The following is a 15,136-nucleotide window of genomic DNA, read 5'->3' as shown; positions in this document are numbered from 1 at the left end:
GAAAGGCTTAATTCCGGGGAGCCGTTGCCGCCGCCGAGCGCGCCGGCTTGGGGGCGCCGGGTTCGGCAACCGGAGCAGGTGCGCGCGAGCGCATGATTGCAGCGTCGATCTCGGCAATCACGCGGCGCTGGATCGCCTCGTTCTTGTCGATCGAGATGTGGCCGACGCCGGACCCGCGGACGTCGACATTGTCGAGCTTGCCGCGAAAACCGTCCGCGCGCTTTACCGGCTCGCCGGGGCCGTCACCGATATAGATGTTGATGTAGCGCTCCGCGCCGGTCGACAGCTTGGTCTTGAACACGGAGTCGAGCCCGATCGCGAGTTTCACGGGCACGCCGAGACGGTTGAGCTTGGCGATCATGTCCGGCAGCGCCGTCGCGCCGGAGGAATGCCCGACCAGCACGATGGTCCTGAGCCGGCCGGCCTTGTAGGCGGTGGCGGCCTCATCGGCGAGCGAGGACCAGGACACGAAATTCGAGACGGTCACCGGGATGCCCTGCGCCTGGAGCCGGGCGCCGATGGTGTCGAGCCCGAGCGAGAAGATGTTGAGCACGCCGCGGAGCAGGTAGACATGCGTGGTCGCGACCGCAGCCTGGCTCGGCGCCGCCTTGGCGGTGGTCGGGCTCATGGCAACAGCTGACAGCAGGAGCAGGCCCATCGCCCAGGCACGGAGGGCGGACAACTGGCTGGCGCCAGCGGTGTGACGGCCGTTCGGTCTCATCGATTTTTTCCTTGGGAATATGCTTCGGCCGGAATCGTAGCCATGGCCTGCTCGCAGACGCAACAAAGAGCCGCGTGAACGACGATCTTAGCAGCAAGTCGTGACCATCGCGCAACACTTGCCTGAAACCTGCCTCGGAAGGGCCTGTATCGAGGCCATTTTTCTCCGGCTAATTGCAGCCGCGCAAGGGCATTCCTATCTCAGGGCTCCGCTGACCCGCCCCTCCCGGCAGGTTCCAGCCTCCCCTCCCCAGCCTTCGCCCCCTCAGACTTGCGGCCATCATGTCCTCCATCATTTCCGTCGCCAATTTGTCGAAGACCTATGGGTCCGGCTTCAAGGCGCTCAAGAACGTCAATCTCGACATCAAGCGCGGAGAGATCTTCGCGTTGCTCGGCCCTAACGGCGCCGGCAAGACCACGCTGATCTCGATCATCTGCGGCATTGCCAATCCGAGCGAAGGCAAGGTCCTCGTCGGCGGCGAGAACATCCAGACCTCCTATCGCAAGGCGCGCTCGCTGATCGGGCTGGTGCCGCAGGAATTGCACACCGATGCCTTCGAGAGCGTGTGGGCGACCGTGAGCTTCTCCCGCGGGCTGTTCGGCAAGCCGAAGAACCCCGATCATATCGAGAAGGTGCTGAAGGACCTCTCGCTGTGGGACAAGAAGGACAGCAAGATCATCACGCTCTCCGGCGGCATGAAGCGTCGCGTGATGATCGCGAAGGCGCTGTCGCACGAGCCGCAGATCCTGTTCCTCGACGAGCCGACCGCCGGCGTCGACGTCGAGCTGCGCAAGGGCATGTGGGAGGTGGTGCGCACGCTCCAGCAATCCGGCGTCACCATCATCCTGACCACGCATTACATCGAGGAAGCCGAGGAGATGGCCGACCGCATCGGCGTCATCAACAAGGGCGAGATCGTGCTGGTCGAGGACAAGGCTACCTTGATGCAGAAGCTCGGCAAGAAGCGGCTGACGCTGCATCTGCAAGGCAAGCTCGATGCGCTGCCGGAGAGCCTCAGGCATTACGAGCTCGACCTCTGCGACGGCGGCGCGACGCTGGTCTACGACTACGACACCAAGGGCGAGCGCACCGGCATCACCAGCCTGCTCGGCGACCTCCGCACCGCCGGTATCCGTTTCAACGATCTCGACACGACGCAATCGTCGCTCGAGGACATCTTCGTCGATCTCGTGAGGGCGTCATGAACTACCGCGCTGTCCGCGCCATCTATCTGTTCGAAATGGCGCGCACCTGGCGCACGCTGCTGCAAAGCATCGTGTCGCCGGTGGTCTCGACCTCGCTGTATTTCGTGGTGTTCGGCGCCGCGATCGGCTCGCGCATCAGCCAGGTCGAGGGCGTCAGCTACGGCACCTTCATCGTGCCGGGCCTGATCATGCTCTCGGTGCTGACGCAGAGCATCGCCAACGCCTCGTTCGGCATCTACTTCCCGAAATTCACCGGCACGATCTACGAGATCCTGTCGGCGCCGATCTCCTATTTCGAGATCGTGCTCGGCTATGTCGGCGCGGCCGCGACCAAATCGATCATCCTCGGCCTGATCATCCTCGCCACGGCTGGCCTGTTCGTGCCGCTGCACATCCACCATCCGGTCTGGATGCTGGCCTTCCTGGTGCTGACGGCGGTGACGTTCAGCCTGTTCGGCTTCATCATCGGCATCTGGGCCGACGGGTTCGAAAAGCTGCAGATGATCCCGATGCTTGTGGTGACGCCGCTGACCTTCCTCGGCGGCAGCTTCTATTCCATCGACATGCTGCCACCCGCCTGGCGCACGGTGGCGCTGCTCAATCCGGTCGTCTATCTGATCTCCGGCTTCCGCTGGAGCTTCTACGAGATCGCGGACGTCAGCATGGCCGTCAGCATCGGCATGACGACCGCCTTCCTGGTGATCTGTCTGGTCGTGATCTGGTGGATTTTCCGCACGGGGTATCGGTTGAAGAACTGATCGAGAGGCGTAGTCCGGATTGCGCTTCGCTCCATCCGGGCTACGGTGACATCACCGATAGCAGTGGAAGCGGTTGTATCCGTCGTAATAGCCGCGGCAGCGACGGTGGCCGCGATGAGGAATGCCGAACACCCCCTCGACCGCGCCGACGGCACCGCCGACACCCGCGCCGACCGCGCCTCCAACCACGCCACCCACGGGGCCGGCTATCCGGTTGCCTTCATAAGAACCTTCCTGGGCGCCCCGAACGATGCCTTGGGCATGGCCAGGCTGTGGGATGCAGGACAGCGCGGCTAGAACGGCGGCGCCAGCAAAGAGCAGACGGAAAGGCAGACCGGCCGGCCGAGAGGCGGCGGCGACGCAAACTTTGTTCATCTTCATTCCCAAAGGTAAAACCGGCGGCGGAAGCCGCCGGTCGAGGCAGCGATCATCAACGCCGATGCGGCCAAATGGTTGCGCCCCGGATGGTTGCGCCATTCTGATGAATTGTCGGCATTATGAACGCATCTCCCGCTCGCGAAAATGTCAGCGCCGCCGCTGGCTTTGCGGCACAAAGCGGCCTTGCTTACGCCGGGCGTCCCGTTAACGATGGGCGGGCAGGCCGCTGGAACGAAAGCCGGATTGCAGGCATAGTGCACGCCGGGGGACGGAGAGCCGCGGCGCCTAGTGTGAACAGGCCGGAGGCCACAAGTCAGATGCGTTCGTTTTTTATTGCTTTCACCTCCCTGATGCTTTTGAGCGCGGGCACCGCGCAAGCCAAGGTCGAGATCACCGTCGACAAGGACAATCAGCAGATGACCGTCGCTGTCGACGGCGTCGCGCGCTACCACTGGCCGGTGTCGACAGGCATCCCCTCTCGGGAGACGCCGAACGGCGCGTTCCGCACCTTCCGCATGGAAGAGGATCACTACTCCAAGGAATTCGACGACGCGCCGATGCCGCACGCGATCTTCTTCACCAAGGTCGGGCACGCCATCCACGGCACCGACTCGGTCGGCCGGCTCGGCACGCCCGCCTCGCATGGCTGCGTGCGGCTGTCGCGCCAGAATGCCACGACTCTTTACGCGCTGGTGCAGCAGCAGGGCGTGCTCAACACCACGGTGACGCTGACCGGCTCGGCGCAGGTGGCCCTGGCGCGCAATCCGCGTGGCCGCAACCCCACGGCAGTGGCCCGCGCGCCGCAGCCCGCCGAAGAGCAGTACGCCACATCAGGCGATCCCGTGAACCTGACGCCTCAGGCCGCACCTGCCCGCCGCTACATGCCGCAGGATGACAACTACATCTATCCGGCCGACGGCACCGACACCGGCGCGCGCTACCCGGCGCCGCGTGGCAGCCGCCCGCTCTATGACGCACAGGTCTATCAGCAGCAGCCGCAGCAATATTACAATCAGGGCAACGGCACCTACTATCAGCCGCAGCCCCGGCAGGTTTACCAACCCCGTGGCTATTACTACCAGAACTGACCCTATCTGAACGCGGCGTTGCCGCGCCAGCGAATCAGAAAGCCGCTGCTGCGACGGGCGCTTGCCGCAGTCGACCGCAGGAAACAGCGCCAGCCTGTGCACGGATTGGGCCCGGCCAACGCAAGGAAGCAACAGTCCACAACCTTCAACGCAGCGGCGTTCCGGCCAAATTGACAACCAGGGGGTCACACGTATTGTCGTCCCATTGTTTTTGGGACATGACATGACACGCGAGCAGATTTCGGATTTCTGTGTTACCGCCCTGGCAAATATCCTGCGAATTTCGAAGGAGCGCGTCGACATCGGCACGAAATTCAGCCGCCTTGGGCTCGATTCGGCGATGCTGGTCTACCTGATGATGGAACTCGAGGAGAAGCTCGACCTCGAACTGTCGACGGACGACTTCTACGACCATCCGACCGTTGAGGCGCTGTCGCGATTTCTCGCCGACAAGGGCGCAATCCGTCCCGCCGCCTGAGGGCGGCAGAAGCCGGCGCAACCCATGGAAACCTTCCGCTCGCTCGTGGCACTGCTGGCCCGGCGTGCGGCGGAGCAGGCCGACGATAGGGCCTACATCTTCGTATCCGATCGCGGGACGGAGGAAGCTGCCCTCACCTTCCGCCAACTGCATCACTCCGCATCCGTCCTCGCGCAGCGATTGACCGTGGCCGCGCGTCCCGGCGACCGCGCCATCCTGGTGTTTCCGCCCGGCATCGAATTCATGGTGGCGTTCTTCGGCTGTCTGATGGCCGGCATCATCGCCGTGCCGATGATGATGCCGCGGCGAAACAGCGCGCGCGATGCCAGCGCCGCGATACTCGCCAATTGCACGCCGACGGTGGCGCTGACCAATTCGGCCGCCTCGCGCCGCGGTGATCTGCGGGCACGCTTCGCGCAGGAGAGCATTCGCTGGATCGAGGTCGATCTCGCCGTGGCCGACGGCGAGACAATCGAGCGACCCGAGCCGGCGCCGGACGACATCGCCTTCCTGCAATACACCTCCGGCTCGACGTCCGCGCCCAAAGGCGTGATGGTGAGCCACGCCAATCTGCTCGCAAATCTCGAGATGATCCGGCTCGCGCTCGGCAACACCCGGCAATCGACTTACGTCAATTGGGTGCCGCTCTATCACGACATGGGGCTGATCCTGAACGCACTGCAGGCGCTCTATGTTGGGGCGACTTGCGTGCTGATGGCACCGAATGCGTTCATGCAGCGGCCGCTCGGCTGGCTGCGCGCGATCTCTCATTACCGCGCGGAAGTGGCGTGCAGCCCGAATTTCGGCTTCGACCTCTGCGTCAGCCGCTATCGCGCCGACCAGATGGAGGGTGTCGACCTGTCCTCGCTCAGGATCGCGCTGAACGGCGCAGAGCCGGTGCATGCGGAAACCATCGAACGGTTCATCCGGAAATTTACGCCGCACGGCTTCGATCCGTCCGCGATGTATCCGGCCTATGGAATGGCGGAAGCGACGCTCCTGATTTCCGGCGGACGTCGCGACGGCGGTCATGTCACACGCAGCCTGAGCCGCACGGCGCTTCAGGCGCATGCGGCGGAAGCGCCTTCCAGCGCCGAAGACACGCAGATCGTCGTCGGCTGCGGCCGTGCGCTCACCGACGAGCGGATCGCCATCGTGGACGCGGACAACCGCACGCGCCTGCCCGCGGACCGCGTCGGTGAGATCTGGGTGAATGGGCCCAATATAGCCCGCGCCTATTGGCGCAACGACGAGGCGACGCACGGGGGGCTCAATGCGCAGATTACCGGCGAAAACGGGGCGTGGCTGCGCACCGGCGACCTCGGCTTCCTCGACGTCACCGGCGAACTGTTCGTCACCGGGCGGATCAAGGACCTCATCATCGTCCGCGGCATCAACCATTATCCCCAAGACGTCGAGCGCACCGTGCAATCGCTCGATGGAGCTTTGCGCGAAAATTGCGGCGCGGCGTTCTCGGTGCCCGACGAGACCGGCGAAGAGGCACTCGTCATCGTCCAGGAAATCGAGCGCACCGCGCGTCACTCGATCGACACCGAAGCGATCAGGGGCCGGATTCGGGAGGCCATCGCCGACAACCACGAACTCTCGGCGCGCCACATCGCGCTGATCCGGCCCGGCACCCTGCCGAAGACCACCAGCGGCAAGATCCAGCGCAAGCTGGCGCGCAAACTCTGGCTCGATGGCGGTTTCGAGCAGCTCGGCTGAGGACCGCTCAGAAATCGATCTTCGCGTTCTCCCCATCGCGCAGGCTCGCAACGATCCCCTGCTCGATCTTGCGCGCCAGGATGGCGCGATAGTGGATGAAGTCGGCAAAATTGGCGCGGTCGCGCGTAAGATCGTTATCAACGCGATAGTTGATGAAATTGCTGCGCGGTCGGCCCGCGACCACTTTCTTCAGCGCGGCATCGCACGCGCTGCGCTCCAGGGCGGCTTCCGTGCCGGGTTTCGGCACGGTGGTCGCGAAGGTCGGCGGCACGATGATGACGACGGGCACACCGGCCGGCAATGTCCTGACGATATCTGCCAGCGCAGCGATCTCGGGAAATGTCGCCCGCATCTCGGCGGACAAGGACGGCGCCGGATCCCTGGGCCAGCCGACTTCCTTGAATTGGCCCGGCGGCCAGATGTCCTCGTAGCTGACAAAGCCGTCAGGGTTCATCCGTGGTCGCCGGCCAAGGCCGATGTTGATGCGTTGAAAAGCGTGCTCGATGGCCTGCCATGAGATCAGACGCGCAGCGTAGGTGACGACGCTTCTGTCATAGAGCCAGTCGGGAAACGGAACGCCGCCCTCCTCCTTGAGCCGTGCATGCACGCACCAGCCGGGATCAGTCACGACCACTAGGGCACCGACCTCGCGGTGATTCCGCAGGAAGAAGTCCAGCACCGCGAGCTCCTGGCGGGGAAACGCACCGGTCATGTAGAGCTGCACGAATCGCAGGCCGGTCGCGCGCGACAGTTCCATCGGCTCGATCATCTGCGCCGTCGAATTGCCCAGGATCGCGGCATTGAAATCCGGATTCCGCGCGCGGCTCGCCGCCGTGATCTGAGTCAGACGATTATCGACGCCGTCGATGCCAAGCAGGCCGAGCTTGCCGCTGTCATAGGGATCGACCACCACCATCAGTGCGAGCACCAGCAGCGCAGCCCCGATCAGCGTGCCCAGACACGCGAGCAAGCTCCGACCCCAGCCGGGGTCGGTCTCAGAACTTGAAGTAGACGAAGTCATGGAGATCCCGACCACCCATGTGAAGCAGCAATGCGAATAGCCCAAGACCGAGCAGACCCGCGAGCCACGGATTGGGGCGACGCGTGAGCACCGCCACGATGTCCTGGCTCGCCGGCAGCAGGAATGCGAACAGCGGCGCTACAATCAGCGGCCACAAATGCTTTCCGCGCTCGAGCGGCAGCGGCGAAACCAGCCCACAGAAGACATGCCATGCCGCCTCCACGGAGCCCGCGCGAAAAATCACGCCGGTCGCGAGCACGAAGAGCACGGTGAGCGTCCAGCCGAGCCATGACGGGAACTCCGGGCCATAGCGACGCCACAGCGTGCAGGCAACCAGCGCAAGCCCGTGCAGCACGCCCCACAACACGAAGGTCCAGCTCGCGCCGTGCCACAGGCCGCACAGCGCCATCGTGATCATCATCGCGCCGAAGAACTGGATCGGTAGCCAGTGCCGCGGCAAAAGACGCAGGTTGACCAGCGGATAAAACACGTAGTCGCGCAGGAACAGCATCAAGGTGATGTGCCAGCGCTGCCAGAAATCCTGGATATTGGTCGAGCGCAGCGGCGCGTTGAAATTGTACGGCAGCTGCACGCCGAACAGCAGACCAAGGCCGATCGCGATGTCGGAATAGCCGGAGAAATCGAACAGGATCTGGAAGGAGAAGCAGAAGGCAAGCCAGGCATCGCCGCTGGGCAAGGGCCCGTTCGCTGCCTGCGCGTAGATGGGATCGAGCAGATGCGCGAGGCCGTCGGCGATCACGATTTTTTCGAACAGGCCGATCGCAATGAAGCAGGTCGCCACACAGAACTGGCGCTGCCAGCCCGGAACGTAGACCTGCCTGCCGAACTGATGCATCACCTCCGACCAGCGCGCCAGGGGGCCGGCGATCGCCTGCGGGAAGAAGGCGATGTAGAGCGCGTAGCGGTCGAGCGCATAGAGCGGCGCCCTGCCGCGCTTCAGATCGACCAGATACATGATGTGGTGGAAGGTGAAGAAGGAGATGCCGAGCGGCAGCCCGACGTCGAGCACCGGCAACGTCGTACCCAGCGCGAGACCGAGATTGGCGAGAAGAAAGTTGGCGTATTTGAACAGCGCCAGCACCGCGAGATCGAGCCCGATCACCAGCGTCAGCACCGCCGGCCACTTCAAGCGCCCATAGGCGACCGAGGCAAGCCAGTTGATCACGATCAAGCCGACCAGGAGCAGGATGAAGGACGGGCTGCCCCAGGCATAGAAGGCGAGTGACAGCGCGACCTGCACGCCGATGCGCAGATGCGGATAGGGATCGGCCACGCGATAGATCAGCAGCGCCGCGGGCAGGAAGACCAGGAGAAAGGGATAGTCGTTGAACAGCATCGGTTCAAAGCCGCGCCATCGCCGGCGTGAGCCGGCGGATGATGCTCAGCCCGTTTCGAGGTCGGGCGCAATGTCACCCGGCTGCCGCAGCATGCGTCGCGCAATCTTCTCCTCGCTCGGCACCTTGACGTCCCAGGCCAGTCCCAGCGCTTCCAGCGCCCGGATGAAGATGAAGCCCGGATCGAACTCGAACCAGCGCAGGCCGAAGGCCGCGGAATAGGGAAAGGCGTGGTGGTTGTTGTGCCAGCCCTCGCCCCAGGCGAGCCAGGCCATCACGCCGAGATTGCGGCTGTTGTCGTCCCGGGTGACGAAAGGTTGCGCGCCAATACTATGCATCACGGAGTTGATGGCGGACATGGTCTGCTCGACCACGAACATGCGCACCACGCCGCCCCAGAGCAAGCCGGTGAGTGCGCCCCACAGGCTCATGGTGGCGAGGCCGCCGATCGCGGCCGGCAGCACCAGGCCGAGACCGACCCAACTGTAATAGTAGCTGTTGACGGCAACCAGCCTGCGATCCGCCATCAGATCCGGGACATAGTGCGCAACATTGGGATAATCGTGCTCGATCATCCAGGTCAAATGCGCGTGCAGGAAGCCGCGCAGGCGGCCGAACGCGCCCTCGCCGTGCAGCCGCGGTGAATGCAGATCGCCGTCGTGATCGGACAATTCGTGGTGCCGGCGGTGCATTGCCGCCCAGGACAGCATGGGACCGCGGCCGGCCATCGATCCCATCACGACCAGGATCGCACTCATCGCTGTGGAGGTCGCGAAGGCGCGGTGGGTGAAGAGCCGGTGATAGCCAACGGTAAGGCCGAGGCCGGTGACCAGCCAGAAGCCGACGAACAGGCCAAGCTCCATTGCGCCGATCGGGCGGTAGAACAGAAGGACCAGCGCCAGCAGCGTGCCGACGAAGGGCAAAACGTCCAAGATGACGAAATGCCGGCGCTGCATCCGGCGAAAATGCCGGCTGCGGATAATTCGATGATCGCGTTGCTGCTGCACGGGCGGGATTCCAGGGCACCGACTATGAGTACATACCCCCGCGCTGGCCGCAACCCAAGCCACCGCCCAAGGTATCAACAGCCACGAAAACCTATACAATTGTCCGGACGCGCCAAAACGCGTTGAAATATCGCCCCTTTCCCCTTGCCCCACGAGCCGCCATGCCGTCACGTGCTGCGACGATCTTGACCGTACTGACACTTCTCATTGCGGGACCGGCCATGGCATTTGATTCGGCTTTCGACCTCGAGGCCCATCGCGGCGGGCGGGCGCTGCTGCCGGAAAACACGCTTCCGGCCTTCGCCAATGCGTTGTCGATGGGCGTGGACACGCTGGAGCTCGACGTCGGCACCACCGCCGATGGCGAAGTGGTTGTGTCGCATGAGCGCGGGCTCAACCCTGATATCACGCGCGATGCGGGCGGCGCCTATGTCGCGCCTCCCGGCACGCCGTTCGCGAAGCTGCGGCTCGCCGACGTCAGGACCTATGATGTCGGCGAGATCCGGCCAGACAGCCCTTACGCGAAGCAATTCCCCGACCAGCGCGCCATGCCCGGGACCCGCATTCCGACCTTGAGCGAGCTGTTCGCGCTGGTGCGCAAATCCGGCAATACACTCGTGCGCTTCAACATCGAGACCAAGATCGATCCGAACCATCCGGACGAGACGCTCGATCCGCAAGCTTTCGTCACCAGGCTGCTCGCCCTGATCGAAGCCGAAAAATTCTCCGACCGCGTCATGATCCAGTCGTTCGACTGGCGGACTCTGTTGCTGGTCCAGCAGCGGGCACCGAAGATGCCGACGGTGTACCTGACGCTCCAGCGCGGCTCGAGCCAGACGGTGGCGCTGGACAAGGCGACCAATTGGACCGCAGGATTCAGCCCGGCCGATCATGGCGGGTCGCTGCCCCGGACCATCAAGGCTGCGGGCGGCACGGTCTGGTCGCCCTATTTCGGCGATGTGACCGCGGCGCTGATCGCCGAGGCCCATGCGCTCGGGCTGCGTGTCGTGGTCTGGACGGTCAACAAGCCTGAAGACATGACGCGCATGATCGAGATCGGCGTCGACGGGATCATCTCCGACAGGCCCGATTTGTTGCGACAGGTCGCGGGCGAGAAAGCAATTGCGTTGCCCGCGGCGACGCCGGTGGAGCCGTAGAAGCGGGCCTTACTCCCCGTCCCGCAAGCGCCGGTACAGCGCGCCCAAAATGTTGGAGTAATCGTCGGTCCAGACCCGCACCCTGTCGTCGGCTTCGGTCTGCTCCCATGATTTCGACGATGCGAGCCTGCCGACGTCGGCATCCTCGCGGGCGGAGATGACGACGTCGGTCGAGAAGATGTAGTCGCCATCGCGCCCCGAATCCTCGTTGTAGACCCAGCTCTTGAGATCGTTGGCATCGGCGATGCCGACCACGACGGTCTCGAGATCGAGGTGGCGGTTTGAGACGTGCATCACCACGGCGCCGTGCGGAGCGAGCTTGTCCTTGTAGATCTTCATCGCCTCTTCGGTCGCAAGATGGATCGGGATCGCATCGGACGAATAGGCGTCGACGATGATGAGATCATAGGCGCCGTCCGGCTCCTTCGCGAAGGTGAGGCGGGCATCGCCGATCACCGGCTTCAGGCCCGGCATGCAGCTCGAGATGTAGCGGAAATTCTTCGGATCGCTTGCCGCGTCGACCATGGACTGATCGATCTCGAAGAAGGTCCAGCTTTCGCCCGGCTCCGCGGCGCAGGCGAGCGTGCCCGATCCGACGCCGATCGCCGCGACCTTCAACGGAGCGCCCTTGCGTTCCCGGATCGCGCTGACGGCCTGACCGATGCCGCCATCCCTGTGATAGTAGGTGATCGGCTCGGGCCGGCCGGTGACCGGCGTGCCGTCATTGTTGAGGAAACGCTCGGCGCCGTGGATCGTGGTGCCGTGCATCAGCACATGGAAATAGCCGCCGGGCGTCACCACGATCTTGTGCACGCCGAAGAAGCTGCGCACCGTGGTGACGCGGCCTTCGTCCGCCGGATAAACCCGGATCAACGCCAGCGCCAGCGCGAAGGTGGCGAATATCTTCCAGCGGCCGGCGTTGACCGCCAGCGCCAGCAGCGCGGCGAGCACGCCGACGCCGCTGGCCAGCCAGACGCGGTGATCCTCGAACCAGCTCGACAGGGCGCCCGTCGTGGCAAAGGGCGCAACGAGCACGACGACCAGCGCGGCAAGCGCCAGCCAATACCATTTGACGATGCCCGCCAGCCGCTCGTTCGCCGGCGGCCGGCAGAGCGCGGCAAGCGCAACCAGGATCGGATATTCCGCGATCCAGGAGAATGTGAACGGCGCGACGAGCCCTGCGAACAGGCCGCCGACCATGCCGCCGAACGACAGCGCGACATAGAATCCGGTGAGATATTTCGCGGCCGGCCGGGTCCGCGCCAATTCGCCGTGGCAGGCCATGGCGATGACGAAGAAGCACAATTGATGGCCGCCGAGCGTCAGCAGCAGGTTCTGTTCGCCGCCGAAGGCCAGCAGGAAGACGACGCCCGCGATCGCGACCGGCTGCAGCATCAGCATCCATTTGTGCGGCAGCAGCGGCCGCGACTGGAACACCACCACCCAGGTCAAGAGGTACAGCGACAACGGCAGCACCCACAGCAGCGGCGCGGCCGCGACGTCGGTCGAGATGTGCGCGGTGACGGCGATGAGCAGGCCGGACGGCACTCCGGCGAGGAATATCCAGCGCAGCCGCGTCATGAAACCGGGCGCCGGCGCATTCAAATCCTCGGTTCGTGCATCGACCAGGGCCAGCTTCGGCGAGCGCAACAGCAGCACGCCGCATGCTGCGATTAGGAGGATCAGAATGCCGTAACCGCCGGTCCAGAGCCGGTTCTGCGTGTGCAGCGTGAACATCGGCTCCAGCAGGAACGGATAGGACAGCAGGGCGAGGAAGCTGCCGATGTTGGAGGACGCATAGAGGAAATAGGGATCATGTCCGGCAGGATGCCCGGTGCGGACGAACCAGGCCTGCAGCAACGGATTGTTGGCGGCGAGCGCGAAGAACGGCAGCCCGATCGAGATCACGAACAGGCCGAGCAGCCAGACCGCGTAGCCCGAAGCGGGCGGATCGCCATAGGCGGAGGCGATGCCGAGCGGCAGCGTGGCGAAGGCCGCGATCAGCAGCAGGAGATGCACCACCACGGAAACGATGCGGTTCCTCACCTGCATCAACAAATGCGCATAGGCGTAGCCCGCCAGCAGCAGCGACTGGAAGAACACCATCGCCACCGACCACACCGCCGGCGAGCCGCCGAGCCGCGGCAGGACCATCTTGGTGAACAGTGGCTGCACCGAGAACAGCAACAGCGCGCTGACGAAGATCGCGGCGGTGTAGACCGTCAGCAGCAGCCGGTTGCGTGACGAGGACGGCTGCTCCGTGGCGGCGGGTTGCACGATCGAATCCATGGAAGCTCCAGCATATCCCGGCGGGCGCCGGGCGCGCGCAATGGAGCACAAGGCGCCTGAACGAGCAATAAAGGCTCTCGTGATGTTGCAGCGGGGAATGCTTCATATACAGATGTCATTCCGAACCGGGGCGCTCAGACCGTCCCGGAATGACCGTGGAACAGCTTGCACCTTCATGATCGAAACCGACGTCATCATCATCGGCGCTGGCCATAACGGCCTCACCTGCGCGGCCTATCTCGCGATGGCCGGCTTGCGCGTGCGCGTGGTCGAGCGCCGCAAGGTGGTCGGCGGGGCCGCGGTCACGGAGGAGTTTCATCGGGGCTTCCGCAATTCGGTCGCGGCCTACACCGTGAGCCTGCTTAATCCGCAAGTGGTCCGCGACTTGAAGCTGGCCGAACAGGGCCTGCGCATCGTTGAACGACGCGCGCAGAATTTTCTGCCTGCTCCCGACGGCAGCTATCTCCTCACTGGCGAGGGACGGACGCAGGCATCCGTCGCACGGCTGAACGCGCATGACGCTAACGCGCTCGACGGGTTTTCGCGCGAGCTGGAAGATATCGCCGACGTGCTCCGGCAATTCGTGCTGCGCGCGCCGCCAAACCTGCTCGATGGCTTCGGCACGGCCTCGATCCGCGAGGCCGTGAACGCATTCCAGAGTGCCAACATCCTGCGCGGGTTGTCTCTGGAGCAGAGCCGCAGCCTGCTCGATCTCTTCACCCGCTCGGCCGGCGAGATGCTGGATGAACGTTTCGAGCATGATCTGGTCAAGGCGCTGTTCGGCTTCGATGCCATCGTCGGCAACTATGCCAGCCCCTACGCCGCGGGCTCGGCCTATGTGATGCTGCATCACGCCTTCGGCGAGGTGAACGGCAAGAAGGGCGTCTGGGGTCACGCCATCGGCGGCATGGGCGCGATCACGCAAGCCATGGCACGCGCCGCACGGGACCGCGGCGTTGTGATCGACACCGATGCGGGCGTGCGCGAGGTCATCATCGAGCGCGACCGCGCGGTCGGCGTGGCGCTGGAGAACGGCACGACCATCCGCGCGAAATATGTCGCGGCCAACGTCAATCCGAAGCTGCTCTATACGCGACTGGTCGCCGCCGATGCGCTTCCCCAAACTTTCCTCGACCGCATCCGGCACTGGAAGAACGGCTCCGGCACCTTCCGCATGAACGTGGCGCTGGACCGCCTGCCCTCCTTTACGGCGCTGCCAGGCGACGGCGATCATCTCACCTCCGGCATCATCCTGGCGCCTGATCTCGGCTACATGGACCGCGCCTTTCTCGATGCCCGGGCGCACGGCTGGAGCCGAGAGCCGGTCGTGGAAATGCTGATCCCCTCGACGCTCGACGATACGCTCGCGCCCGCAGGACAACATGTCGCGAGCCTGTTCTGCCAGCACGTGGCGCCGGAGCTTCCAGATGGGGAGTCGTGGGACGACCATCGCGACGAGGTCGCCGACCTCATGATCGCGACTGTGGACAAATACGCGCCGGGTTTTGCGACAAGCGTGCTCGGCCGCCAGATCCTGTCACCGCTCGACCTTGAACGGCAATTCGGCCTGCTCGGCGGCGACATCTTCCACGGCGCGCTGACGCTGAACCAGCTGTTCTCGGCTCGGCCGATGCTGGGCCATGCCGATTATCGCGGACCCGTGAGGGGCCTCTATCATTGCGGCTCCGGCGCCCATCCCGGCGGCGGCGTCACCGGCGCCCCCGGCCACAACGCCGCGCAGGCGATTTTGAGGGATCACCGGTCGTTGTTCGGAAGCCGTGGATAAGCCTGTGGATGGGCTGTGGACAGACTGTTGGCAAAACTGTGAAGGCGCGGTGGGTTACGCTTCTCCAAGCCAGTACAAGTCGGTGGAAAATCCGGGGATGAACGGCGGGATAATCCGTGGACAAAGCCCGGAAAAACCAGCGGGTAAGCCTGTGGGCATTCTGTGCAA

Annotated in this window: 13 protein-coding genes; 7 read left to right on the top strand and 6 right to left on the bottom strand. The window is 64.3% G+C overall.

Translation table 11 applies throughout. From position 1 onward, the window contains the following. Nucleotides 1–7 precede the first annotated feature (7 nt). Nucleotides 8–721 (bottom strand): hypothetical protein, encoded by a 714-nt coding sequence (locus tag IVB47_RS05690; protein ID WP_247460331.1) that lies wholly within the window; start codon nucleotides 719–721, stop codon nucleotides 8–10. Nucleotides 722–1,002: 281 nt separating this feature from the next. Between IVB47_RS05690 and IVB47_RS05685 the strand changes: the two genes are divergently transcribed. Together IVB47_RS05685 and IVB47_RS05680 are read left to right on the top strand one after the other, a co-directional pair. Further along, nucleotides 1,003–1,926 (top strand): ABC transporter ATP-binding protein, encoded by a 924-nt coding sequence (locus IVB47_RS05685; protein WP_027570727.1) that lies wholly within the window; start codon nucleotides 1,003–1,005, stop codon nucleotides 1,924–1,926. Next, nucleotides 1,923–2,684 (top strand): ABC transporter permease, encoded by a 762-nt coding sequence (locus IVB47_RS05680; RefSeq protein ID WP_018454266.1) that lies wholly within the window; start codon nucleotides 1,923–1,925, stop codon nucleotides 2,682–2,684. The genes IVB47_RS05685 and IVB47_RS05680 overlap by 4 nt, the downstream gene beginning before the upstream one ends. Nucleotides 2,685–2,735: 51 nt before the next feature. On the opposite strand, the gene IVB47_RS05675 is transcribed toward IVB47_RS05680, so the two are convergent. Next, nucleotides 2,736–3,059 carry a hypothetical protein gene (locus tag IVB47_RS05675; RefSeq protein ID WP_027519597.1) on the bottom strand — a complete coding sequence of 108 codons (324 nt, stop codon included), beginning with the start codon at nucleotides 3,057–3,059 and terminating at the stop codon, nucleotides 2,736–2,738. A 320-nt stretch (nucleotides 3,060–3,379) separates the two neighbouring features. Between IVB47_RS05675 and IVB47_RS05670 the strand changes: the two genes are divergently transcribed. The 3 genes from IVB47_RS05670 to IVB47_RS05660 all read left to right on the top strand — a co-directional run bounded on the left by IVB47_RS05670 (nucleotide 3,380) and on the right by IVB47_RS05660 (nucleotide 6,353). Then, on the top strand, nucleotides 3,380–4,150 hold the full coding sequence (locus IVB47_RS05670) for a L,D-transpeptidase (protein ID WP_247288022.1): 771 nt from the start codon (nucleotides 3,380–3,382) through the stop codon (nucleotides 4,148–4,150). Nucleotides 4,151–4,373: 223 nt separating this feature from the next. Next, nucleotides 4,374–4,628 (top strand): acyl carrier protein, encoded by a 255-nt coding sequence (locus IVB47_RS05665; RefSeq protein WP_247460329.1) that lies wholly within the window; start codon nucleotides 4,374–4,376, stop codon nucleotides 4,626–4,628. Nucleotides 4,629–4,652: 24 nt separating this feature from the next. Then, a complete protein-coding gene (locus IVB47_RS05660; protein ID WP_247460327.1) occupies nucleotides 4,653–6,353 on the top strand; it encodes a fatty acyl-AMP ligase in 1,701 nt (566 codons plus the stop codon). Nucleotides 6,354–6,360: 7 nt separating this feature from the next. Here IVB47_RS05660 and IVB47_RS05655 read toward each other — a convergent pair whose 3' ends face one another. Genes IVB47_RS05655 through IVB47_RS05645 form a run of 3 tightly spaced genes read right to left on the bottom strand, consistent with a single transcriptional unit; the run spans nucleotide 6,361 to nucleotide 9,736 of the window. Continuing rightward, nucleotides 6,361–7,323, bottom strand: coding sequence for a hypothetical protein (locus tag IVB47_RS05655; RefSeq protein ID WP_247460325.1), 963 nt, complete (start codon nucleotides 7,321–7,323; stop codon nucleotides 6,361–6,363). Nucleotides 7,324–7,348: 25 nt separating this feature from the next. Continuing rightward, nucleotides 7,349–8,731 (bottom strand): MBOAT family O-acyltransferase, encoded by a 1,383-nt coding sequence (locus IVB47_RS05650; RefSeq protein ID WP_247460323.1) that lies wholly within the window; start codon nucleotides 8,729–8,731, stop codon nucleotides 7,349–7,351. A 45-nt stretch (nucleotides 8,732–8,776) separates the two neighbouring features. After that, nucleotides 8,777–9,736 carry a fatty acid desaturase gene (locus tag IVB47_RS05645; protein WP_247460321.1) on the bottom strand — a complete coding sequence of 320 codons (960 nt, stop codon included), beginning with the start codon at nucleotides 9,734–9,736 and terminating at the stop codon, nucleotides 8,777–8,779. A gap of 221 nt (nucleotides 9,737–9,957) precedes the next feature. Between IVB47_RS05645 and IVB47_RS05640 the strand changes: the two genes are divergently transcribed. After that, on the top strand, nucleotides 9,958–10,893 hold the full coding sequence (locus IVB47_RS05640) for a glycerophosphodiester phosphodiesterase (RefSeq protein WP_247460319.1): 936 nt from the start codon (nucleotides 9,958–9,960) through the stop codon (nucleotides 10,891–10,893). Nucleotides 10,894–10,902: 9 nt separating this feature from the next. On the opposite strand, the gene IVB47_RS05635 is transcribed toward IVB47_RS05640, so the two are convergent. After that, nucleotides 10,903–13,182, bottom strand: a complete 2,280-nt coding sequence (locus IVB47_RS05635; protein ID WP_247460318.1) for a fused MFS/spermidine synthase — start codon at nucleotides 13,180–13,182, stop codon at nucleotides 10,903–10,905. Nucleotides 13,183–13,357: 175 nt separating this feature from the next. On the opposite strand from IVB47_RS05635, the gene IVB47_RS05630 reads away from it, so the two are divergent. After that, nucleotides 13,358–14,968: an NAD(P)/FAD-dependent oxidoreductase gene (locus IVB47_RS05630; protein ID WP_247460316.1), complete on the top strand. Its 1,611-nt coding sequence runs from the start codon at nucleotides 13,358–13,360 to the stop codon at nucleotides 14,966–14,968. Nucleotides 14,969–15,136: the final 168 nt, after the last annotated feature.

The organism is Bradyrhizobium sp. 62 (genome assembly GCF_023073035.1).
GTDB lineage: Bacteria > Pseudomonadota > Alphaproteobacteria > Rhizobiales > Xanthobacteraceae > Bradyrhizobium.
Note: the sequence above shows the minus strand (reverse complement) of the source record. Positions and strands in the feature narration are given on the sequence as shown.